Below are 21,369 nucleotides of genomic sequence, written 5' to 3'. Positions count from 1 at the left end.
CCTGCAAGGTCCGTATGGCCGTCAGCTGCTGTGGACGCCCACCTCGTACAGCGAGTATCCCCAGTCGGTGCCCCGGTCGAGGCCCTGGACGCGAACGTAGCGGGCCGGTGTGCCGGTGAAGCGGGCCGTGTCCAGGCCGCCGTCGCCGGAGGTCGTGGACCAGACGGTCTGCCAGGTCTTGCCGTCGGTGGAGAGATCGATGCGGTACGACTTCCCGTACGCGCGCTCCCAGTCGAGGGTGACCCGCCCGACCCGGTGCGTGGAGCCCAGGTCGATCCGCAGCCACTGGTCGTCGCTCCAGTCGCCGGCCCAACGGGTGCCGGCGTCGCCGTCCACCGCCCGGCCCGGCGCGTAGCTCGTGAACGGGTTGGACTCCACCGAACTCGCCGTCGCGGAGGCGCCCTTGGCGAGGTTCAGCCCCGCCCGGTGCCGCTCCGTCGCGCCCAAGGTGTCGAGGTAGGACTCGGCTCCCCGGAAGAGGTCGTCCACCACGTCCTGCCCGCCGACCAGCCGGATGTCCTCGATCCAGTCCGGGACGAGGCCATAGTGCGCGGCCCCGTCGGTGTTCAGGTCCCAGGTGCGCTGCCCGGTGGTCTGCCGGTCGATCAGGGAGCCGCCGTCGACGCTGCGGAAGGGGTACGTGACGGGGTTGGCGGCGTCCGCGCCGCGCGGTGCCGGCCAGCCGCCGACGCCGTTCATGTCCGTGCCGTAGCCGTAGCCCACGTCGTACTTGTCACGCAGCGCGTCCGTGCGCTTCGCCTCCGCTGCGAACTCCTCGGAGCCGTGCATGTACTGGGCGACGAAGCCGCCGAGGCCGTAGACCCGCTCGGTCCAGTTGAGGTCCATCCAGCTGTGCGAGGAGAGGACGCCGGGGTAGGACTCGGCCTCGAAGATGTCGAGCACCCGGCCGGTGGCCTTGACGCTCATGTGATCGATCTCCAGCATCATCTTGCGTTTCATCATGCCGCGCACGGCGTACTCACCGAGCTCGGTGAGCCCGCGGACGTTGCACTGGGCGTCGGTGTCGTACGAGGGGACCTCCACGCCCGCGGGGAGTTCCTTCTCGGCCTCGGGCGCCGCTGCCCCGCCGATGGGGTTGTCGTGCTGGGGGCCCGTGCACTTCTCCGTCTTCCAGAACGTGCCGGTCGACAGGAACTGCCCGACGTTGATGGCCGTCCCGAGTCCGCCCTCGTCGAAGCGGACCCCGCACAGCGCGTTGTCGAACTTGTGGCACAGGAACATGCTGCGCACGCCGAGGTCGTACAGCTCGTCGAGGCCGGCGTCGATGTCCTCCTTGTCGCACTGTGCGATGTCCAGGACCTGCTTGCAGCCGAACGGCTCGGAGGTCTCGACGCCCAGGATGACCGCGAGCTTGCCCTGCTCGATGACCTCGCGGGCCTGCGCGCTGTCGGTGACGATCCGGAACCAGCCCTTGCCGGTGCCGCCGTACATCTTGTCGATGTAGGCCTGCAGGTCGTACGTCAGCTTCGCCTGCAGCCGGATCGACGTCATCTCGTCGCAGCTGCGGTCCTTGAAGAAGTACACCGAGCAGATCACACCGTTGGTGACGAGGTCGTTCACGAGCACCCGCTGGCCACCGCGCCAGGCCCGCTCCACCCAGGCGTAGTAGTTCTGCTGATGGGTCATCGAGTCGTGTGCGGGCCAGTCCTTGAACGTCGGCCAGCCGACCGGGTCGTGTCTGCCGTCGCCGCCCTTGGTGATGAAGTCGAAGACGGCGAGGGAGCCGTCGGGGTAGTGCTCGGGACAGTCCTTGAGCGCGTCCGCGATGCCGGCCTCGGAGAACGTCCTGCCGCAGATGAGTCGCCCGCCGAAGGCCTCGTTGGCCATCAGGTGGTTGTGGGCGTCGACGAAGCCGCGCACCTCTCCGTCGGCGTCGGTGCCCGTGAACGGCTCGCCGGTGACGTCGATCCGGGAATCCGGTGTGGGGCGCGCCGCCGGGACCCACCAGTCGGTTCCGGCCGCCGCCGAACTCGGCACGGGGCCGAGGGCGATGGCCAGGACGAGGAGGAGCAGTGTCACTACGGCGACGTCTTTGCGCCTGTGGTGCGGGCGTCGAGCCATGGTCACTGTTCACGTCCCTCGGTCGGCGGGATCGCGCGGTCGACGAGCCAGGCCGTCCGGGGCCGAGGACGACCCCTCGGCTCGTATTGTCATGACCAGCGCAACATATGCGAAGAGGATCACGGCTGTTGTACGTGGAGTCAAGAGTGGAACGGCCGGGAACGCTCCGGCGGACCGGCTCGTTACCCCTACGCCCGTCAACGTCGACATTCCCTGGGAGCATCGTGCCCGAGTCCGCGCCCGCCACCTCCACCGTTCTCCCCGTGCTGCCTGACCTGGGCACACAGGCCGCTCGACTGATCGAGCTGGGGGTGCACGAGATCGCCGGGCTGCCCGCCGCCGAGATACGCAGCTTCGCGGCGTCCGCGCAGGCCTCCGCGGGCGACGACGGCGCCCTGCTCGCTGTTCACCCTGGCCGAGCCCCCGCCTCCGCCCTCGCGCCCCTGCTCCGCCGCGACGGCAGACCGGGCTTCGTCGTCATCGACATGCCCGACGTCGACCTCTTCGCCCCGCTCGACACGGTCGCGCTGCCCGACGCCCCTCTCTACCTCGTCACCGGCCTCGACCGCGGCGACCACATGGCCAACTGGAGCCCGGACGAGGCGCTGCCCGCCCTCACCGCGCAGGACCGCACCCCGTTGCTGCTCACCGAGGGCATCCACTGGGTGATGCAGCAGCCGCCCGTCCTGGAGCGCAACCACTGCTTCATGACCATCGGCTCCCGGCTGCGCAAGGCCGACGGCGCGCTGGACGCCCGCACCCCGGCCATCTGGATCAGCAACGGCACCGGGCGGGACGGCCGCGAGCGCCGCAACGCCCCCAAGGTCGGCTGGTGCTGGGCGGGCAACCGGCACACCTGGCTGGGCTTCGCCTCCGCAACGGGCCGCCGGGGCCAGGAGGTGTAGGGAGACCTCCCTCAGACCCGCCCGCGTGACTCCGCGGCGCGCCGCGTCAACGAGTCGAAGACCACCGCGGTGAACAGCACCCCACCGGTGATCATGAACTGGACCGCGGACTCGACTCCCAGCAGCGCCATGCCCGAGGCGATCGACTGGATGATGAGCACACCCAGCAGCGCCGACCAGGTCGAGCCGCGCCCGCCGAACAGGCTGGTGCCGCCGATGATGGCGGCGGCGATGGCGTTGATCAGCAACATGCCGGAGCCCGGGACCTGGCTCGCCGCGGTGAGCCTCGACGCGACGAACAGGCCGCCGACCGCGGCCAGGGTCCCGGACACCATGAACACCGCGACCCTCACCCGCACCACATCGACGCCGGACCGCCGGGCCGCCTCCACACCTCCGCCCAGTGCGAGGACCTGCCGGCCGTAGGGCGTGCGGCGCAGGAAGAGGTCGGAGGCGACGATGACGCCGAGGAAGAGCAGCAGAGCCAGCGGCAGGCCCTCGAACCGGCCGAGCACATAGACGACGGTGAACGCGACCAACGCGAGGAGTGCCGTGCGCGCCCAGATCTCGCCCACCGACCGGCACGGCATCCCGGCGGCCCTGCGGCGCCTGCGGTCGTGGTAGGAGACGAGGAGGTACGCGGCCGTGCCGAGCGCCGCCAGGCCGTAGGTGACGACGGCGGCGCTGTAGTAGCGGCTGGTCAGCATGGCGACCAGTCCGTCCTCGCTGAAGTTGATGGAGCTGTCCGGCCCCAGCAGGTAGAGCATCAGACCGTTCCAGGCCAGCAGGCCCGCGAGGGTGACGACGAACGCGGGGACGCCGATCTTGGCGAAGGAGTACCCGTGGACGGTCCCGGCGGCCGTGCCGCACAGGACCGCGATGATCACGGCGAGCCATTCCGGCATCCCGAGGTTGACGTTCAGCGCTGCGAACAGGGCGCCCGCCAGGCCGGCGAGCGAGCCCACCGACAGGTCGATCTCACCGATCAGCAGTACGAAGACGATGCCGACGGCGATCATGCCGGTCCCGACGATGTCCACGCTGAGGACGGAGAGGTTGCGCGGCGAGAGGAAGTTGTCGTTGAGGCCCTGGAAGACCATCCAGGTCACGGCGAGAGCGAGCAGGACAGGGGCCGCGCCGAGTTCACGTTCGTGCAATCTGCGGCGCACCGCGTCGCCGTACGCCCGGAGGTCTCCGGCATACCAACGGCGTCCGTCGTGGCGTCGGTCGGTGGCGGGCGCGGCATCAGCGGTGCGCGCCCGGGTCCCCCTCCCTCTCACGGCCATGCCTCCGGGGAAGTCATCGGGTGAGTCCGGCCTTGTCACAGGCGGACCGGAGCATGGGGGTGCAGATCTGGTCGATGGTGTACACACCATCCTTTACCAGGGTGTCCTTGATGTTGCCGACGGTGACCGAGACCGAGGGGAGGAGGACCGCCGGAATGTCCTTGGTGGTGGCGTTGTCGGCGGTGCCGGTGGCGATGGACTCGACGGTCTCGCCGCGCCCCAGGGCGACGGCCATCTCGACGGCGGCGTCCGCCGCGGGCTTGAAAGGCTTGTAGACGGTCATGTACTGCTCACCTCTCACGATGCGCCGCACGGCCGCCAGGTCGGCGTCCTGGCCGGTGATCGGGGGCAGCGGCCTGACCTCGTTGGCGTGCAGCGCCGAGATCACGGCTCCGGCGAGGCTGTCATTGGCGGCCAGAACGCCGTCGATGTTTCCCCCGCCCAGGGCGGCGATGGCGCCGGTCATGTTGACGAAGGCGTTCTCCGGCCGCCATCCGACGGTGTCGTAGGACTTGCCGATCTTCACCTTGCCCCGGAGGACGGAGAGCGCCCCCTCCTTGAACCAGCCCGCATTGGGATCGACCGTGGCACCGTTCATCATGACGATCTGGCCGCCCTGCGCCTTGGCGCCCATGGCCTTCAGGAGTGCCTGACCCTGAAGTCTGCCGACCTTCGCACCGTCGAAGGTGACATAACCGGAGATCGGTCCTTGCGCGAGCCGGTCATAGGCGACGACCGGGATGCCGGCCAGGTCCGCGGCCACGACCGACGGGCGCAGCAGTTCGGGGTCGACGGCCGCGACGATCAGGGCGTCCACGCCCCTGGTGATCATGGATTCGAGCTGCTGCCGCTGGACCGCCGGGTCGGGCGTGGCACCGACGGTCGCTGCCGGGCAGTCCGGGCACAGCTGCTTCAGCTTCTTCTCGATCAGCGGTTTGTCGAACTGCCCGAATCGAGAGGCCCCGCCACCCGGGAGCAGTACGCCGATGGTGAGGCTGTCGTCGCCGTCCCCGCTGCCCCCGCCGCAAGCCCCGGACAGCACCAGACCGGCGGTCAACGCGATCGCCGCTGACGCACGGGTGAAGGGCCTGGGCTTACTGGCCGGACGGCTGGCACCGAGACCCATCTGCGCTTCCTTAGGAGTTTGTCCTGGATTGCTCCGTAATGGGTGCTTGATGTCAAGGGTAGCCAAGCCGTCGATGTCCCGTTCGCGTCCGGCATCCCGACCGGCCGCGCGAGGTGCCCCTGTGGGCCGACGGCGACCCCGGGGGTACCCGGGGCCGCACACGCGTCGCCGGTGTTACGGCGTGTCGAGGACCCTGCCGGTCAGGACCGGGCCGTTGGGCTGCCCTTCGTCGTCGGTGGGCTGCAGCCCCACGTACTCCGTGGGCTCGGTGAGCTGGTCGCGGACCGTGGGGATCGACGCCTCCGCGCTCAGCCGGCCGGCCGGGACCGGCGCCCACAGGGAGAGGTACTCCAGGCGGGACAGCGGGACCTCCCCGTCGGGGATCTCCCCATACACATCCAGGAGCCAGTCGCGATCGACGTCCTTGGTAGACAGTTCGGCCCGGCCGTCGACCGGCGCCACCGCCAGGGATGCCGCAAGGTCCACGTCGGCGGGCTCGGACAGCGAGACCTTCCAGCGCAGCGGCTGTCCCTCGGTGACCTCGTCGGCGACGGGCGTCACGCTGATCTTGGGCATCGGGTCGTCGTTCTCCACGGTGACGCCGCCGGCGTACGAGCCGATGACCGAGCCCCGGACCGCCTTGACGAGCACAATGTGGGAGGTGTCCCAGGCGTACCGCTTGTTGCCCTCCACCTGTACGGTCACGTCGATGCCGGGCTTACCGGCACCGACCGTCACCAGGCGGTCCTTGGTCGCGCCCGTCTCCGGATCGACGACGTACAGCCGTACCGTGCCGCTGCCCTCGCCGACGACGCGCACGGGCACCGCGTAGGTACGGGTGCCCGAGTCGCCCTCCTTGACCTTCAGGCGGCCGACGTCGACCCGGGCCAGCGGGGCCGCCTGCACCGCGGGAGTGCCGGAACGCCAGGCGTAGGCGTCCATCAGCCACGCCTGGCCCGACCGCGAGCGCGGGGTCAGCTCCAGCGCGGCGATGCGGCGCAGGTCGACACCGGCGCGGTCGGCTGCGGCGAGCGGTACGCGCAGCTCCTGCGCCCAGTAGGAGGCGGTGCGCATGCTGCCGGGCAGGCCGTCGGCCCGGACCCGGCCGAGGGTGGCGCGCTTGCCGTCGGCGTCGGTGACGGAGACGTCGAGCTGTGTGCCGCTGCTGTTGGGCGGCACGATGACCCGCAGCGCGAGGCTCTTCGCGCCCTTGAGGGCGACCGGCTTGCCGGGACGTATCCGGGTCGCCGTGCCCGGCGCGGACCAGTTCAGCGCGACCGCGCGGCGCCCGGTCTCGCGCTGCGGCCACCAGTGCGCGAAGTGCGGGGACGAGCCGAGCGCCTTTTCCTCGTCGAGGCAGGCGACGCGTGGGTCGGGGTCGACCGCGGAGCACAGTCGTCCACCGGTCACCTGGACCGCGCCGTCCGGCAGGAAGCCGGCACCGCGGCCCGCGCCCACCGCGTGCGTCAGCACCCGGGCGGGGTCGGCCGACGGGGCCCGGCGTCCGGTGCCGTCGACCAGTTCGCGCACCCGGTCGTCGCCGGCCACGAACAGCCGTGCGGCGGCGGCGATGTACGTGGCGCCGGCGCGGTGCTGCTGCTGAGCCGTGAGCCGGGTGGCGGTGCCCGTCGAGCAGACCGGGTCGCGTTCCTCGGGGTCGTCCCAGAAGTCGTCGGCGGCGGGTGCCGCGGCCTGGCCGGGCGTCCACTCGCTGTTGAAGAAGTTGTGGTTCGCGCCCGTGATGTGAACCGCGCTGTGCAGGGCCCTGCCCCGGCTGACACCGCGGGTGCCGTCGACGTACACCTGGCCCTGGAGGTCCGAGACGTCGCCGTCGCAGCCCGGCAGGATCGTCAGTGACGGCACGTCGGGGACCGGGTTGTGGCCGAAGATGGTGGGGCCGATGAGCACGGTGCCACGGATCTTCCAGCGCGCCGGGCCCGCCTTGCCGTCCTGGCCGGCCGGCGGAGCGTAGAGGCTGTCCATGGCGGCCCTGTTGACGCCTTCGCCGCCGCGCGAGTGGCCGACGAGGAGGACGCGGGAGAGATCGGCCTTCGGTGCCTTGCGCACGGCCGCCGGTGCGGCGGACGGCTTGGCGGCCCAGTCGGCCCAGCGGGCCAGGTGCGACCGCACCAGCGAGGAGCGGGCCTGCGCTCCGGCGTCCTCCACCTCGGCGTCCTGCCCGTTGATGCCGTTGGCGGAGATCGAGACGGTCACGTAGCCCTGGGAGGCCAGCAGCTTCTGGTCCTGGAGGTAACCGCGGTGGCTCGGGATCGGCTGGGCCCCGGCGGCGCAGGGCCAGTCGATGGTGACCTCGTCCTCGCCCTTGCCCGGCACGTAGCAGGTGGCGTGGCGTCCGTGCAGGAAGAGCGCGAGCGGGCGCTTGCCGGTCGCTCCCTTGGGCGCGACGACCAGGCCGCGCATCTCGATCGGGGCCTTGTAGCCGGGCAGCCGGACCGGGTCGAGTGCGTACTCACCGCTGACCGTTGCGAAGCGGCCGGGCCTGCCCGGATCGACGGCGCCCGCGGGAAGTTCGGGCGCCACCTTAGCGGCGGGGGGCTCGGCGGCGTCCCGCTCGCGGTTCGCGGCGCCGGGTTCCTGGTCCAGCCTGCGGCCGCCCGACAGCACGTGAAGGTCCGTCAGCCGGCTCAGCCCGGCGGGGCTCAGGTCGTTCAGCGGCAACCGGAAGGTCCGGCCGGCATGGTCCGGCTTCGGTACGCCGACCAGCTTGCCGTCGGTGTGGAACTCCACGCGGGCGTCGCCCGGCGGAACGGGCCGCGGCGAGCGCCACTCAAGTACGTTCCCCTCGTCGGTACCGGTGATCCGCCAGCCCGGTGGCAGCTCGCCGGTTCCATTCACCGCTGCGGTGACGGGAAGGGTTCCGGGCGGCTGCGGCGTGGCCTCGGCCGCGGCGGGCGCCACCCCGAGCATCGTCAGCACGGCTATCGCGGTGGCCCCTGTTCTGCGGGCACCTATCAACGATCCACTCCTCAACTCCTCGGCTCGGGGCCCGCGTCGGGTGCGGACCCCGTCTTCGCAAGAGGAGGGTGAGAAGAACCTTTGGGTTGCCTGTGCTGTGCGGAAACGTTGCGTCATCGCCGGCGGAGGGCTGTCGTACACCAGGCCGCCCTGCGTCAAGGAAAGAGCTGGAAAACACCAAGGGCAGCCCAACACCCGGCCACGGCTTCCCCACGCACGGCCATGATTCCGTAACGTCAACTCTTACCCGCGGGCCCGGACATACGTTCCTCCCCGTGAACGCTGAAGGCATCCCCTACAGATCCGTCGGCTCCCGGCCGACCCCCTCCGACGGCGCACGGTTCGCCCCGGCCCCGCCTGCCCGGCGCACTCTCCTGCGAGCCGGACTCACCGGCGCCGCGGCCCTCGGCACCGGAGTCGCCCTCGCCTCGGCTCCGGCCTCCGCGGCGGCCTCAGGCACCCGCCCCCGGCCCAGCACCCCGGATCAAGCCCTGCGGGCGCTGGCAGCCGGCAACCTGCGCTGGCGCACCTTCCGCGAGAGGCACCCGGACGAAACTCCCGCGGTGCGGCAGAGCCTGACGTCGGGTCAGCACCCCTTCGCCCTCATCCTCGGCTGCGTCGACTCCCGCGTTCCGCCCGAACTCGTCTTCGACCAGGGCCTCGGTGACCTGCTCACCGTGCGCAGCGCCGGCGAGGTCCTGGACGAAGCCGTCCTCGGCAGCGTCGCCTACGGGGTGCTCGAACTGGGCATACCGCTGGTCATGGTGCTCGGGCACCAGTCGTGCGGCGCCGTGCGTGCCGCCGTCGAGGCGGAGACGTCCGGCGAGCGACTGCCGGCCCACATCCAGTACCTGGCCGACCAGATCAGCCCGGCCATCGACCACACCACGCAGGGCGACGCCCGCGTCGACGCGACGATCGACGCCAACGTACGAGCTGTCCGCTCCCGGCTCGCCGCGGAGCCCGACCTCGCCGCGAAGGTCTCCACCGGCCAACTGGCCGTCGTCGGCGCCCGCTACGAACTCACCAGCCAGCTCGTCCACCTCCTCACCTGACCGACGCGAGTGGAACACCGACGGCCGGCTGCCGAGCAGCCGGCCGTCTTCGCGTCACCGATGCGAACGGGGCATGGTGGTCGAGGGCAACTACTTCGAGGCGTTCCGCACCCCTGTCACTCGGCGAGCACCTCCTACTCGTACACGCTGGACCCGGCGGCCGACGTCCCCTCGCTCGTACGCGCGCCTCGTGCCGCTGAGCAGGCTGGTGACGGGGATGATCTGGAGTCCGGTCCAGGCGGACCTTGAGGACCCGTCACCGTGGGACGGGGCCGGTGGCGGGCGGCTGGATCCGCATGCCCGGGCGGCGAGGGTGGACCGTCAGATACGTCATGCCGTGGGCTCCCGCCTGGAGGCCGCGAGTCGAACCGTGGGGCAGCCAGGCCAGTTTGCCCTCGCGCACGGGCTGCGGCCCGTCGACGCGCTCCAGGGTGCCGTCTCCCTGGAGGACCAGCAGGAGGACATCGAGGTCGGGCTCGGTGTGGATGCCGATGCTGCCGCCGGGAGGGATGCGGACGACGTTGGAGTCGAGCTGCCGTCCGGGTTCCGCGAGCCGCCACAGCGCGCCGGCGGGAGCATCGCCGAGCGCCGCGAGGGACGCGGTGTCGCACAGCACCCTGGGCAGGGCGGCATCGTCGGGGGTGCCCGGGGACTCGCCGTTCTCCGCCGCCATCACGTGCCCTCGTTCCCTTGTGCCTGTCCACCGCCCGCCCGTGACGCACTCCACAGCGTCCCGGACGGCTTGCAAATAGGAATTTAACATGCGCATTTGCTAGCGTCCTGGTTGTGCGGCTGACGAAGTTCACCGACCTGGCGCTGCGTTCCGTGATGCGCCTGGCGGTCTCCGAAGAGGGCGACGACCCGCTGACCACGCGCGAGGTGGCCGAGTCCATGAGCGTGCCGTACACGCACGCGGCGAAGGCGATCACGCGTCTGCAGCACCTCGGTGTGGTGGAGGCCCGTCGTGGCCGCGGGGGCGGACTGGCGCTGACCGGTCTGGGGCGACGCGCCTCGGTGGGCTGGCTGGTACGGGAACTGGAGGGCGAGAGCGAGGTCGTCGCCTGCGAGGACGATCCACCGTGCCCCCTACGGGCGGCCTGCCGTCTGCGCCGGGCCCTGCGCGACGCCCAGGAGGCGTTCTACGCCGCCCTCGACCCGCTGACCGTGACCGACCTGGTGGCCTCGCCCACGGGACCGGTCCTGGTCGGGCTGGCGGACCGCCCATCGGGGCGAACGGCGTGAGGACACCGCGAGCAGGCGGTACCTCGTCCCATTAAATACGAAGATCATTGACCAATTAAGGAGTCGCCTTGCTCTCCGAGCAGTCCGTTCCCGTCGTCCGGGCCACCCTTCCGGTGGTCGGCGCCGCCATCGGGGACATCACCGAGCTGTTCTACCGGAAGCTGTTCGAGGCGCACCCCGAGCTGCTGCGGGACCTGTTCAACCGGGGGAACCAGGCCAACGGGGAGCAGCAGCGAGCACTGGCCGGGTCGATCGCGGCGTTCGCCGGCATGCTGCTGGAGCGTCCCGACGCACGTCCGGACGCGCTGCTCGCCAGGATCGCGCACAAGCACGCCTCCCTCGGCATCACCTCCGGCCAGTACAAGATCGTCCACCACCACCTGTTCGGGGCGATCGCCGAGGTGCTCGGCGATGCCGTGACCCCCGAGGTCGCCGCGGCCTGGGACGAGGTCTACTGGCTGATGGCGAACGCCCTGATGGCCATCGAGGCCCACCTCTACCAGGAGGCCGGCGCCGCCGAGGGAGACGTCTGGCAGCGCATGGAGATCACCGAGCGGCGCGAGGAGACCCCGGACGCCGTCTCGTTCCTGCTGCGGCGCACCGACGGCCGTCCTGTGGCGGCGTACCGTCCGGGCCAGTACGTCAGCGTGCAGGTCGAACTGCCCGACGGCGCACGGCAGATCCGCCAGTACAGCCTGTCCGGCGCCCCCGGCCGGCCCGAGTGGCGGATCACCGTCAAGCACGTCCACGGCAGCGGGCAGCCGGACGGCGAGGTCTCGTCCTGGCTCCACGCGCACGCGCGGCCGGGCGACGTCGTCACCGTGTCCGCGCCGTTCGGTGACCTGGTGCTGCCGGAGGGCGACGGCCCGCTGCTGCTGGCGTCCGCCGGCATCGGCGTCACCCCCATGCTGGCCATGCTGGACCATCTCGCCTCCACCGGTGCCGCCCGCCCGGTGACCGTGGTCCACGCCGACCGCACCCCCGCCCACCACGCGCACCGGAACGAACAGCTCGCCCTGGTCCGGGCGCTCCCGGACGCCCGCCTCCACCTCTGGTACGAGGAGCCCGGCGACCAGGCCCCGGAGGCGTCGACCGGTCTGGCCGACGTCGGCACTCTTGAGCTCCCCTCGGGCCTCACCGCCTACCTGTGCGGCCCGCTGCCGTTCATGCGCGCCGTCCGCGGCGACCTGCTGCGCCGCGGGGTGCCCGCGGAGGCGATCCACTACGAGGTGTTCGGTCCCGACCTCTGGCTGGGCCGGCCGTAGGGGCGGTACGGCAGCACGGGGACACGCGGCGTCGACGACAGAAAGGGTGGGTGGGTCATATGAACAGCGCATCGGCCTCCGTGGCCGGGGCGGTCACCTTCGTCTGGCTCGGGATGGTGCTGGGCATCTCCTTCCTGGAGGCGCCGCTGAAGTTCCGCGCTCCGGGGGTGAGCGTACGGATCGGGCTCGGTATCGGCCGGCTCGTCTTCCGGGCGCTCAACCGCGTCGAGGCCGTCCTGGCGGCTGCCGTGGTCACGGCGGTCGCACTGGGCTCTTCCCCGCTGCCCGTCGTGTTGTTGACCGGCCTTGCCGTGGTGCTGTTGGCCGTGCAGCTCGCCGTGGTCCGGCCCGTCCTCAACCGCCGGTCCGACCGGGTGCTGGCGGGAGAGGACGTTCCGCGCTCGCGTGCGCACCTGTTCTACGTGGCCTGCGAGTCGGCCAAGGTCCTCACGCTGATCGCGCTGGGCAGCGTGGTGTTGACGGCCGCCTGACCCGGCTTCAGCTCGCGGCGCCCAGTGACCAGTGCGGGGTGCTGCCGGCGAGACGGCAGGTGAGGAAGTACAGCGGTATCGGGGGTGTGTACGGGGAGCCCGACTCCGGGGCGTGTAGCAGGCGGGGGTGGCCGGGGCCGGGCTTCGGGCGGGTGCGCGTCCAGGACGGGTCGGCCATGTGGGCGCCGATCGCGTAGCTGGTGCTCGGCGGCCAGGTCACGCCGATGTGGGAGCCGGCGGGGACGATCCACCACCAGCGCAGGTCGTCGGCGAAGACACAGCCGACGCGCGGGAGGCGGTCCATGATGCGTTCCCCGTGTTCCCATGGGGTGCCCACGGCGTCGTAGCCGAGGCTGGTGGGCAGCTGTTCGGGGATCGTCAGGCGTCCGGGGCGGTCGCACAGGACGGGCGCGAGGCGCGGCGGGCGGGGGTCAGGGATGTGCGGTCGGTGCATGCGGTGAGGGTCCTTCGGCCGAGTGGGGGACGGGCCGCGTGGAGGGCACGGTCGGTGGGGATGCGGTCGGGCCGGGTTCGTACGGGTCGGTCGTCAGCTCGGCCCAGACCACGCGCCCGGACCCGTGCGGGGCGTCCGCGGTTCCCCAGGCGCCACTGAGCGCGTCGACCAGGAGGAGTCCGCGTCCGTTCTGCTCGTCGGGGCCCGGCTGCCGCGGTACCGGGAGCGTGGCGCCGCGGCTTTCGTCCTCGACCTCGATACGGAGCCGGCCCGCGGCGATGTGCAGCCGGCAGACGATCCACTCGCCGGCCGCGTGCGTGAGCGCGTTGGTGACCAGCTCGGAGGTCACGACGACGGCGTTGTCGCGTATCTCGTCGCCGCCGCTCCACGAGGTCAGCAGCTCACGTACGTGCCGACGGGCCAGGCCGACCGACGCCGGGGTCGCCGGCAGTCCGAACGCATGGTTCCGCTGGGCAGGTCGGGCCCCGGAGGCGAGCCGGTCGGGGCCTTGCGGCCCAGGGAGTCGACCAGGGTGCCCGCCTCCGGGCGGCTGGGTGGAGCACGACGTCTCCGACGGTCTGCCGGGATGTTCGGCTCCGGACGGGCGCACGGACCGCTGGGCTGCCGGCAGTGGGTGCAGCGGCTGAGGGAGGGAGGGCGGAGCCATCGCCGTACGCCTTTCGTCTGCCTTCGCGTCAGGGCCCGTACCGAGGCCGCACCGATCCGCCGTGTGAAAGCCCAACCCTGTCTCCCCCAACCGGGCCGCGCCGTCCTGTCGTTCAGCGAACCGGAACGGTCCGTCCACTGTGGCACCGCGAACAACACCTCGCAACCAGCAAGTTGAAATTTTCAAGTAGCGAAGTGCATCCTGCTCCCACCAAGAACGTGATCGACCAGGTCTGCGAAAAGCGCTGATCGTGTCAGACTGCATCCCGAGAGCTGAAGGCGTGAGGGGGCAAGGCGTGACCTCGGAGACCGACTGGGGCGGTGCCCCCTCCGTACTGCGCATGATCCTCGGCAGGCAGCTGGAGGAGATGCGGAATCGCGCCGGCCTGACGTACGAGCAGGCGGGCGCGGCCATCGGGGTCAGTCACTCCACGATCCGCCGGATGGAGGCCGCCAAGGTGGCCCGGCTCCGGCTGGCGGACGCCGAGAAGCTGCTGCAGGTCTACGGTGTGACGGACCAGCAGGAGATCGACACGTTCCTGAAGTCGGTCCGCGAGGCCAACAAGCGCGGCTGGTGGCACACCTACCGCGACGTGATGCCGGACTGGTTCGCCGCCTATCTGAGCCTGGAGCAGGCGGCGTTGCAGATCCGTGCCTACGAGAACCAGTTCGTCCACGGGCTGCTGCAGACGGAGGAGTACGCGCGTGCCCTGCTGAGCGCGGGCAATCCGCACGCCTCGTCGGAGGCGACGGAGCGCCGGGTCGCGCTGCGCATGCGCCGGCAGGAGCTGCTGACCCGCGAGGCGCCGCCGCGGTTGTGGGTCGTGATGGACGAGACGGTGCTCAGATGGCCGGTCGGGGGATCCGACGTGATGCGTGCGCAGATCGACCGTCTGATCGAGGTGAACGCCCTTCCTCATGTGACCGTGCAGATCATGCCGTTCGCCAACGGTCCGCACCCGGCCCTGCGGGCCGGCGCGTACCACCTCTTCCGGTTCCGGGCACGCGAACTGCCCGACATCGTCTACCTCAACGGTCTGGTGGGCGCTGTCTACCTCGACAAGGGCGACGACGTCGTGGTGTACCGCGAGGCCCTGGACCGGCTGGGCGCCCAGGCTGCGCCCGCCCGCAAGACCGAGGCTCTCCTCGGAGCCATTCGCAAGGAGCTCTGACGTGCACCACCACATAAGCAACGGCATGCCGGCCCGGGAGCTGGGCGCACGCGGCTGGTCCAAGCCGTGGAGCGACGACGCCGGAGGCGCCTGCGTGGAAGTGAAGCAGCTCGCCGACGGGTGCGTCGCCGTGCGCCAGTCGACCGATCCGGACGGTCCGGCGCTGGTGTTCACGCCCCACGAGATGTCCAGTTTCCTGACGGGCGTGAAGGCGGGCGATGCCGACTTCCTCCTCTGACACCGTTGGGTTTCTGAGCAGTCCGTCAAGACCCTTGATTTACTTGAGCCTTCACTCACCCCGATGATCTGAATGGGAGGGGCGGCGTTGCCCGACAACGGATGGCCGGCCGACCGTATCGACACCGAGAACGCGCATTCGGCCCGTATCTACGACTACATCCTCGGTGGTAAGGACTACTACCCCGCCGACAAAGAGGCGGGCGACGCCATGGCGCGGGAGTGGCCCGCGCTGCCGATCCACATGCGTGCCAACCGTGACTGGATGAACCGGGCGGTGCGCTGGCTGGCCGAGGAGGCGGGGATGCGCCAGTTCCTCGACATCGGCACGGGGATTCCCACCTCCCCCAACCTCCATGAGATCGCCCAGTCGGTGGCTCCCGAGTCCCGGGTCGTCTACGTGGACAACGACCCGATCGTGCTCACCCTCTCGCAGGGCCTGCTGGCCAGCACGCCCGAGGGGAAGACGGCGTACATCGAGGCGGACTTCCAGCAGCCGGAGGCCATCCTCGGCTCGGCCGAGTTCCGGGAGACGCTGGATCTGAGCAAGCCGGTCGCGCTGACCGTGATCGCGATCGTCCACTTCGTCCTCGACGAGGACGACGCGGTCGGCATCGTCCGCCGCCTCCTGGAGCCCCTCCCGTCGGGCAGCTACCTCGCGATGACCATCGGCACCGCCGAGTTCGCGCCCGAGGAGGTGGGCCGCGTCGCCCGCGAGTACGCGGCCCGCAACATGCCGATGCGGCTGCGCACCATCGACGAGGCCCACGAGTTCTTCGAGGGGCTGGAGCTGGTCGAGCCGGGCATCGTCCAGGTCCACAAGTGGCACCCGGACGGCACGGGTGAGCAGAACATCCGCGACGAGGACATCGCCATGTACGGAGCGGTCGCGCGCAAGCCGTGACCGGCCGCCGCCCGCCGTTCAGCGGTCCGGCCGGGCCGGGATCAGTCCATCAGCCCGGCCGCGACCGTGGCGCCCAGCTCCCAGCACGCCTCCAGGTCGGCCTTGCCCGGCTCGCCGGTCACGATCACCGGCTCGGCGGTACGGCGCCAGCCGAGGCCCGTCGTGATCGCCTCGATGCCGCGCAGGGCTCCGGTGACGTCGTTGCCCCCGTGCACGTAGACGCCGAACGGCCGGCCGCGGGTGCTGTCCAGGCAGGGGTAGTAGACCAGGTCGAAGAAGTGCTTGAGGGCGCCGGACATGTAGCCGAGGTTCGCCGGGGTGCCGAGCAGAAAGCCGTCCGCGGCCAGCACGTCCGACGCCGTGGCGGACAGCGCGGCGCGCCGCACGACCTGGACGCCCTCGATCTCCGGGTCGGTCGCGCCGGACACGACGGCTTCGAACATCGCCTGGCAGTTGGGCGAGGGCGTGTGATGCACGATCAGCAGGGTGGCCACACCGGAACCCTGCCGTGCGGTGGCTTTCGGCCGCAAGTCGCACCATGACGGAGGCCGCGTGTGGGACGATCTGCGCACCCATCACGACGGGGGAGGGCATCGTGGCCGGCGAGGAACACGGACGGCGGGCGGCGGCGGTCTTCGACGCGCTCGGGCCGGCGTACGAGAAGGCGTTCGCCCACTCCGAGGCGCACCGCGCGTCGCTGCAGTGGCTGCTCGGTCTGCTCGCACCCGGCAGCCGCGTCCTGGACGTCGGCAGCGGAACGGGGCGTCCCACGGCCTCCACGCTCACCGAGGCCGGTCACGAGGTGCTGGGGATCGACGTCTCCCCCGTCATGGTGGAGCTCGCCGCCCGGCAGGTGCCCGCCGCCGAGTTCCGCTGCGCCGACATCCGCGACGTCGAGCTGGAGGACGGCTCGTTCGACGCGGTCTGCGTGTACTTCTCGCTGTTGATGATGTCCCGCCAGGAGCAGTCGGAGCTCGTACGGCGTCTGGTGCGGGCGCTGCGGCCGGGAGGCGGTCTGGTGCTCGCCACCGTGCCCGCCGACGTGGAGGACGTCGAGTTCGTCTTCATGGGGCAGCCTGTCCGGGCGACGAGCTTCGCCACCGAGGACGTCGTCGCCCTGGTGAAGGGGGCCGGCCTTGCCGTGGTGTCCGATCAGAGCGTGCTGTTCACTCCGGCCCACTCCGATGCCGCCCCCGAACCCCACCTCTTCCTGTGCTGCCGGCGGGACGCGAGGGCGCCGGCCGGCTGACCCTTCAGTGATCGTGGGTGGCGCAGCAGTCGCCCGCGTCGGCGGCGCCCGCGACGGTTTCCAGGCGGCAGAAGCAGGACGACTCGATCGGTACGTCCGCCATGGCGGCGGCGAGTTTCAGCTGCTGGGCCACGATCTGCGCCTCCCCGGGCCTGCCCAGGCGGACCAGGCACTCGTGGATACCGTGCAGGGCCCAGACGTTGCCGGGGTGCTGCAGCGCGCGCGGCAGGGTGTCGTCCAGCCCCAGATCGGCCCGGTACACCGCCTCCGCCTCCTCGACGCGCCCCTGTTCCAGCAGCAGGGCCCCGTAGGCGTGCCGGGTGGGCTGCATCCATCCCCACGGCTCGTCGTAGGGCAGGCCGTCGTCCAGGGCGATCGACCGCTCCAGCGCGGCGAAGGCGGCGTCGTGGTCGCCCTTGCGGTATTCGAGTTCGCCGTCGAGCATCGCCGACGCGATCGCCAGGATGTCGGCGCAGGTGTTGTTGAACAGCATGCGCGTCTCCTGGACGCGGGGGACCGCCGCACGGAACAGCCGGCGTTCGGCCTCGGCCTCGGCGATCCGCCCGGTCGCCGACAGGGCGACGCCACGGGCGTAGTGCAGCATCGCCGTGGTCATGCTGTACAGCTCCGGGTCGGCGGGCAGGGGCAGCCGGAGGATCTCGGCCCAGCGGCCGAAGCGGATCAGCACGTGGACCCGCATGGCGAGGAAGGCCTCCAGCCAGTCGGCCATCGGCGGGCTCTGCACGCGCAGCAGCTCCTCCGGGATGGTCGCTTCGAGCTGATCGGCGGTCTCCAGGGCGGTCCTGGACCGGCCGAGGAACATCGCGCCGTAGATCTTGAAGTGGTAGTTGTGCACCCGGTAGAGGGTGTAGAAGTTCATCTCCCCCGCCCGGGCGCGGAACTTCTCGTCGGCGACGATCGCGTCGCTGTTGTCCGACACCACACGGCCGTAGTCGCCGCACAGGACTTCCAGGTGCGAGGGCATGTGCTGGAGGTGACCGGCGTCGGGCACCATGCCGCGCAGCCGGTCGGCCACGGTCAGGGCAGCCTCGGGCGTCGGGGACATCTCCATCAGGTGGATGTACAGGTGCAGGATGCCCGGGTGCCTCTCCCCGGTCCCGGTGGCGAGCGCCTTGTCGAGGACGGACTTGGCCTGGAGCGTCCGGGCGCCTTCGGCGGGACCCCCGGTGGGAAGGTCCCACAGCTGCCAGGGGGTGAGGTTCATCAGCGCGTCGGCGTACAGGGCGGCGATGTCGGGGTCGTCGGGGGCCAGGTCGTAGACGGCACGCATGGCGTCGGCGTACGGCGTGTTCCACACCGAGCAGTCCTCGACGGCCTTCGCCTGCGGGTAGCGGGCCCGCAGCGCGCCGATCAGGGTCCGTTCGACGGGGGTGGCTCCGGCCTCGGCCTTGGCGTGTGCGAGTTCCACGGCGGTGTGGGTGCGCTCGACGGTCCGTAGGAGGTCGTGTTCGTCGAAGAACTCCCACGGCTTGTTGTAGTTGGGGCCGAGCGCGTAGGCGATGCCCCATTGGGCCATGGCGCACTCGGGGTCGGCCGCGGCGGCCGCCTCGAAGCAGGAGACGGCCTCCTCGTGGTTGAAGGCGTAGGTCCAGACCAGCCCACGGTCGAACCACGTCTGGGCCTCGGGCGACGAGGTCGTCACCGGACGGCTGTGGGTGCCGAGGTCGTAGTAGTCCATGGGTGCCTCCTCCCTCCCACCAGAACGCCCCCGGCGCCACCGCGCAAGGCGTGACGGCGACGGTATCGGGCCGGGCGTTCCCGGTGGGCCCGATACCGGGCCGGGGCCCTGAAACGGATGAAGATCGCGGTTTGCGGTGACGGTCTTCTGGCACGCCTTGAGTCCTGGTTCAGGGGTACGCAGAGGGCGGTTGACCACGCGGCCGCGGTGATCGTGGCCCGGGCAGAAGCTTAAGGAGCGATACGGATGAGCCAGCCCAACCCCCTCAAGCGCGCGGCCGAGAAGGTGACCGACAGCGTGCTGGGCGACGGCACGGGGCCGGAGGAGGGCATTCCCGGGAAGCCGGGTCCCGAGTCGCCGTCCGTGGCCGAGCCGACGGAGCCCCGGGAGCCGCTGCCGCCGAAACCGGACCAGAGCGGTCCGGACACCGTGTCGCCGACCGGCCAGCCGACGGGGGCCGACCGGGCCCGGGTGGCTCAGGCCGGGAGCCGTCTGACGACCGCGCAGGGCACCCGGCTCCACGACACCGATCACTCGCTGAAGGCCGGTCCGCGCGGGCCGGTGCTGCTGCAGGACCATCACCTGCGCGAGAAGATCATGCACTTCGACCACGAGCGCATCCCGGAGCGCGTGGTCCATGCCCGGGGCGCGGCGGCGCACGGCGTCTTCAAGAGCTACGGCACGGCGGCCTCCGTGACCAAGGCGGCGTTCCTCGGCAAGGACGTGGAGACGCCGGTGTTCGTGCGGTTCTCCACGGTGCTGGGGTCACGGGGGTCCGCGGACACCGTGCGCGACACCCGGGGATTCGCCACCAAGTTCTACACCGGCGAGGGCGTCTTCGACCTGGTCGGGAACAACATGCCGGTCTTCTTCATCCAGGACGCGATCAAGTTCCCGGACATCATCCACGCCGGCAAGCCGCATCCGGACCGGGAGATCCCGCAGGCGCAGAGCGCCCATGACACGTTCTGGGACTTCGTCACCCTGCACACCGAGGCCGCCCACCACACGCTGTGGAACATGTCCGACCGGGGCATCCCGCGCTCCTACCGGATGATGGAGGGCTTCGGCGTCCACACCTTCCGTCTGGTCGACGCCGAGGGCGGCACGACGCTGGTGAAGTTCCACTGGAAGCCGAAGCTGGGCGTGCACTCCCTGGTGTGGGAGGAGGCGCAGATCGCGGGCGGTGTCGATCCGGACTTCCACCGCCGGGACCTCGCGGACGCCATCGAGGCGGGTGCGTATCCGCAGTGGGAGCTGGGCATCCAGACGTTCCCCGACACGCCCGAGCAGACCTTCGAGGGCATCGACCTGCTGGACCCGACGAACCTCGTCCCGGAGGAACTCGCGCCCGTGCAGCCGGTCGGGCTGCTGACCCTCAACCGCAATCCGTCGAACTTCTTCGCCGAGACCGAGCAGGTCGCCTTCCACGTCGGCCACCTCGTTCCCGGCATCGACATCACCGACGACCCGCTGCTCGCGGGCCGCCTGTTCTCCTACCTGGACACCCAGATCACCCGCCTGGGCGGCCCCAACTTCCCGCAGCTGCCGATCAACCGCCCGCACGCCCCGGTCAACGACATGCAGCGCGACGGCATGCACCAGACGGCCGTGCACCGGGGCGCCGCGCCGTACCGGCCCAACTCCCTCGACGGCGGCTGCCCGTTCACCGCCGGCGCGGACGCCGGGGCGTACGTGGAGACACCCGTGCGGGTACCGGAGGCGAGGAAGGTACGGGAGGCTCCCGAGTCGTTCGCGGACCACTTCAGCCAGCCGCGCCGGTTCTGGCTCAGCATGAGCCCGGTGGAGCGCGAGCACATCGTCGGCGCCTACACCTTCGAACTCGGCAAGTGCTACGAACAGGCCGTCAAGGAGCGGGCGCTGCAGGTCCTCGCCAACATCGACCCGGAGCTGTGCGAGCAGGTCGCCGAGGGCCTCGGCCTGCCGGCGCCCGAGCCCACCGTGCCCCTGGCCGACGTGGCGCCCAGCCCGGCGCTGTCCCAGGTCGGGCGGACCTGGCCGGCGGACGGGCGGATCATCGGCATCGTGTCCGGCGAGGACGGCGACCTGGACGGCGTACGTGCCGTGCGGGAGGCCGTCGTCGACGCGGGCATGGTTCCTCTGGTCGTCGCGCCGTCGGGCGGCAGGCTCGGCGCGGGCGACGACGCGGTGACGGTCCAGCGGACCTACGCCACGGCACGGTCCGTGGAGTTCGACGCCGTGCTGCTGGCGGGCCCGCCGAGTGTGGGCGGTGACGCGTACGGCGCCCGTGACGCCAAGGCCGCCCCGGCTGCCGTGTCGCGGGCCGCGGGCGACCCCCGGATGGGACTGCTGGTGTCCGAGGCGTTCCGGCACGGCAAGGCCATCGGCGCCTGGGCGGGCGGCGAGGCCGTGCTGGAGGCGGCCGGTGTGCCCTCCGACGCGCCTGGCGTGGTCCTCGGCGACAGCGGTACGGCCGTTCTGCGGCAGGTGACCGAGCTGCTGGGCGCCCACCGTGTCTGGGAACGCTTCCCCGCCGGCGCCTGACGGCTCGTGTCCGCGCCCCGGTGCGCTCCGCAGC

19 protein-coding genes are annotated in these 21,369 nt (G+C 71.2%); 10 read left to right on the top strand and 9 right to left on the bottom strand.

Annotated elements, in window-relative coordinates; genetic code table 11:
- Positions 1-21: 21 nt before the first annotated feature.
- Positions 22-2,082 (bottom strand): discoidin domain-containing protein, encoded by a 2,061-nt coding sequence (locus NW895_RS23145; protein ID WP_289937726.1) that lies wholly within the window; start codon positions 2,080-2,082, stop codon positions 22-24.
- A gap of 224 nt (positions 2,083-2,306) precedes the next feature.
- Between NW895_RS23145 and NW895_RS23140 the strand changes: the two genes are divergently transcribed.
- Complete coding sequence (locus NW895_RS23140; RefSeq protein WP_289937725.1) at positions 2,307-2,987, top strand: DUF5701 family protein; 681 nt, start codon at positions 2,307-2,309, stop codon at positions 2,985-2,987.
- 11 nt (positions 2,988-2,998) lie between these two features.
- Here the strand turns inward: NW895_RS23140 and NW895_RS23135 are convergent, their stop codons facing one another.
- The 3 genes from NW895_RS23135 to NW895_RS23125 all read right to left on the bottom strand — a co-directional run bounded on the left by NW895_RS23135 (position 2,999) and on the right by NW895_RS23125 (position 8,327).
- Positions 2,999-4,273: a sugar ABC transporter permease gene (locus tag NW895_RS23135; RefSeq protein ID WP_289937724.1), complete on the bottom strand. Its 1,275-nt coding sequence runs from the start codon at positions 4,271-4,273 to the stop codon at positions 2,999-3,001.
- Positions 4,274-4,286: 13 nt separating this feature from the next.
- The gene (locus tag NW895_RS23130; protein ID WP_289937723.1) at positions 4,287-5,399 is read right to left on the bottom strand and encodes a substrate-binding domain-containing protein; all 1,113 of its coding nucleotides are present in this window, start codon (positions 5,397-5,399) and stop codon (positions 4,287-4,289) included.
- Between the two features lie 174 nt (positions 5,400-5,573).
- Positions 5,574-8,327, bottom strand: a complete 2,754-nt coding sequence (locus tag NW895_RS23125; protein WP_289937825.1) for a hypothetical protein — start codon at positions 8,325-8,327, stop codon at positions 5,574-5,576.
- Positions 8,328-8,650: 323 nt separating this feature from the next.
- On the opposite strand from NW895_RS23125, the gene NW895_RS23120 reads away from it, so the two are divergent.
- Positions 8,651-9,430: a carbonic anhydrase gene (locus tag NW895_RS23120; protein ID WP_289937722.1), complete on the top strand. Its 780-nt coding sequence runs from the start codon at positions 8,651-8,653 to the stop codon at positions 9,428-9,430.
- Between the two features lie 256 nt (positions 9,431-9,686).
- Here the strand turns inward: NW895_RS23120 and NW895_RS23115 are convergent, their stop codons facing one another.
- The gene (locus tag NW895_RS23115) at positions 9,687-10,103 is read right to left on the bottom strand and encodes a hypothetical protein (RefSeq protein WP_289937721.1); all 417 of its coding nucleotides are present in this window, start codon (positions 10,101-10,103) and stop codon (positions 9,687-9,689) included.
- A gap of 113 nt (positions 10,104-10,216) precedes the next feature.
- Here NW895_RS23115 and nsrR point away from each other — a divergent pair, with 113 nt between their 5' ends.
- The 3 genes from nsrR to NW895_RS23100 all read left to right on the top strand — a co-directional run bounded on the left by nsrR (position 10,217) and on the right by NW895_RS23100 (position 12,428).
- Positions 10,217-10,672, top strand: coding sequence for a nitric oxide-sensing transcriptional repressor NsrR (gene nsrR, locus NW895_RS23110; protein WP_289937720.1), 456 nt, complete (start codon positions 10,217-10,219; stop codon positions 10,670-10,672).
- Positions 10,673-10,740: 68 nt separating this feature from the next.
- Positions 10,741-11,937, top strand: coding sequence for a globin domain-containing protein (locus NW895_RS23105; RefSeq protein WP_289937719.1), 1,197 nt, complete (start codon positions 10,741-10,743; stop codon positions 11,935-11,937).
- Between the two features lie 59 nt (positions 11,938-11,996).
- On the top strand, positions 11,997-12,428 hold the full coding sequence (locus NW895_RS23100; protein ID WP_289937718.1) for a hypothetical protein: 432 nt from the start codon (positions 11,997-11,999) through the stop codon (positions 12,426-12,428).
- A 7-nt stretch (positions 12,429-12,435) separates the two neighbouring features.
- Here the strand turns inward: NW895_RS23100 and NW895_RS23095 are convergent, their stop codons facing one another.
- Positions 12,436-12,882 (bottom strand): hypothetical protein, encoded by a 447-nt coding sequence (locus NW895_RS23095; RefSeq protein ID WP_289937715.1) that lies wholly within the window; start codon positions 12,880-12,882, stop codon positions 12,436-12,438.
- A complete protein-coding gene (locus tag NW895_RS23090; protein ID WP_289937713.1) occupies positions 12,860-13,549 on the bottom strand; it encodes an ATP-binding protein in 690 nt (229 codons plus the stop codon). The genes NW895_RS23095 and NW895_RS23090 overlap by 23 nt, the downstream gene beginning before the upstream one ends.
- 295 nt (positions 13,550-13,844) lie before the next feature.
- On the opposite strand from NW895_RS23090, the gene NW895_RS23085 reads away from it, so the two are divergent.
- The 3 genes from NW895_RS23085 to NW895_RS23075 all read left to right on the top strand — a co-directional run bounded on the left by NW895_RS23085 (position 13,845) and on the right by NW895_RS23075 (position 15,861).
- Positions 13,845-14,720: a helix-turn-helix transcriptional regulator gene (locus tag NW895_RS23085; protein ID WP_289937712.1), complete on the top strand. Its 876-nt coding sequence runs from the start codon at positions 13,845-13,847 to the stop codon at positions 14,718-14,720.
- Between the two features lie 25 nt (positions 14,721-14,745).
- Positions 14,746-14,958 carry a DUF397 domain-containing protein gene (locus NW895_RS23080; RefSeq protein ID WP_289937823.1) on the top strand — a complete coding sequence of 71 codons (213 nt, stop codon included), beginning with the start codon at positions 14,746-14,748 and terminating at the stop codon, positions 14,956-14,958.
- A gap of 87 nt (positions 14,959-15,045) precedes the next feature.
- A complete protein-coding gene (locus NW895_RS23075) occupies positions 15,046-15,861 on the top strand; it encodes an SAM-dependent methyltransferase (RefSeq protein ID WP_289937711.1) in 816 nt (271 codons plus the stop codon).
- A 41-nt stretch (positions 15,862-15,902) separates the two neighbouring features.
- Here NW895_RS23075 and NW895_RS23070 read toward each other — a convergent pair whose 3' ends face one another.
- Positions 15,903-16,355, bottom strand: a complete 453-nt coding sequence (locus NW895_RS23070; protein WP_289937710.1) for an NAD(P)H-dependent oxidoreductase — start codon at positions 16,353-16,355, stop codon at positions 15,903-15,905.
- 44 nt (positions 16,356-16,399) lie between these two features.
- Between NW895_RS23070 and NW895_RS23065 the strand changes: the two genes are divergently transcribed.
- On the top strand, positions 16,400-17,110 hold the full coding sequence (locus tag NW895_RS23065) for a class I SAM-dependent methyltransferase (protein ID WP_289937708.1): 711 nt from the start codon (positions 16,400-16,402) through the stop codon (positions 17,108-17,110).
- A gap of 4 nt (positions 17,111-17,114) precedes the next feature.
- On the opposite strand, the gene NW895_RS23060 is transcribed toward NW895_RS23065, so the two are convergent.
- On the bottom strand, positions 17,115-18,809 hold the full coding sequence (locus NW895_RS23060; RefSeq protein WP_289937706.1) for a hypothetical protein: 1,695 nt from the start codon (positions 18,807-18,809) through the stop codon (positions 17,115-17,117).
- Positions 18,810-19,055: 246 nt separating this feature from the next.
- Here NW895_RS23060 and NW895_RS23055 point away from each other — a divergent pair, with 246 nt between their 5' ends.
- Positions 19,056-21,335 carry a catalase gene (locus NW895_RS23055; RefSeq protein WP_289937705.1) on the top strand — a complete coding sequence of 760 codons (2,280 nt, stop codon included), beginning with the start codon at positions 19,056-19,058 and terminating at the stop codon, positions 21,333-21,335.
- Positions 21,336-21,369: the final 34 nt, after the last annotated feature.

Origin of the sequence: Streptomyces sp. S.PNR 29 (assembly GCF_030386795.1) — a bacterium.
Taxonomy (GTDB): Bacteria; Actinomycetota; Actinomycetes; order Streptomycetales; family Streptomycetaceae; genus Streptomyces.
This window is presented reverse-complemented; position numbering and strand designations above follow the sequence as displayed.

Bases quoted from the DNA above. Each gene is read 5' to 3' on its own strand.
- NW895_RS23055 (WP_289937705.1), top strand. From the start codon at position 19,056: ATGAGCCAGCCCAACCCCCTCAAGCGCGCGGCCGAGAAGGTGACCGAC.
- NW895_RS23095 (WP_289937715.1), bottom strand. From the start codon at position 12,882: ATGCACCGACCGCACATCCCTGACCCCCGCCCGCCGCGCCTCGCGCCC.
- NW895_RS23060 (WP_289937706.1), bottom strand. From the start codon at position 18,809: ATGGACTACTACGACCTCGGCACCCACAGCCGTCCGGTGACGACCTCG.
- NW895_RS23135 (WP_289937724.1), bottom strand. From the start codon at position 4,273: ATGGCCGTGAGAGGGAGGGGGACCCGGGCGCGCACCGCTGATGCCGCG.
- NW895_RS23080 (WP_289937823.1), top strand. From the start codon at position 14,746: ATGCCGGCCCGGGAGCTGGGCGCACGCGGCTGGTCCAAGCCGTGGAGC.
- NW895_RS23125 (WP_289937825.1), bottom strand. From the start codon at position 8,327: ATGCTCGGGGTGGCGCCCGCCGCGGCCGAGGCCACGCCGCAGCCGCCC.
- NW895_RS23090 (WP_289937713.1), bottom strand. From the start codon at position 13,549: ATGGCTCCGCCCTCCCTCCCTCAGCCGCTGCACCCACTGCCGGCAGCC.
- NW895_RS23130 (WP_289937723.1), bottom strand. From the start codon at position 5,399: ATGGGTCTCGGTGCCAGCCGTCCGGCCAGTAAGCCCAGGCCCTTCACC.
- NW895_RS23115 (WP_289937721.1), bottom strand. From the start codon at position 10,103: ATGGCGGCGGAGAACGGCGAGTCCCCGGGCACCCCCGACGATGCCGCC.
- NW895_RS23065 (WP_289937708.1), top strand. From the start codon at position 16,400: ATGACGGAGGCCGCGTGTGGGACGATCTGCGCACCCATCACGACGGGG.
- NW895_RS23145 (WP_289937726.1), bottom strand. From the start codon at position 2,082: ATGGCTCGACGCCCGCACCACAGGCGCAAAGACGTCGCCGTAGTGACA.
- NW895_RS23100 (WP_289937718.1), top strand. From the start codon at position 11,997: ATGAACAGCGCATCGGCCTCCGTGGCCGGGGCGGTCACCTTCGTCTGG.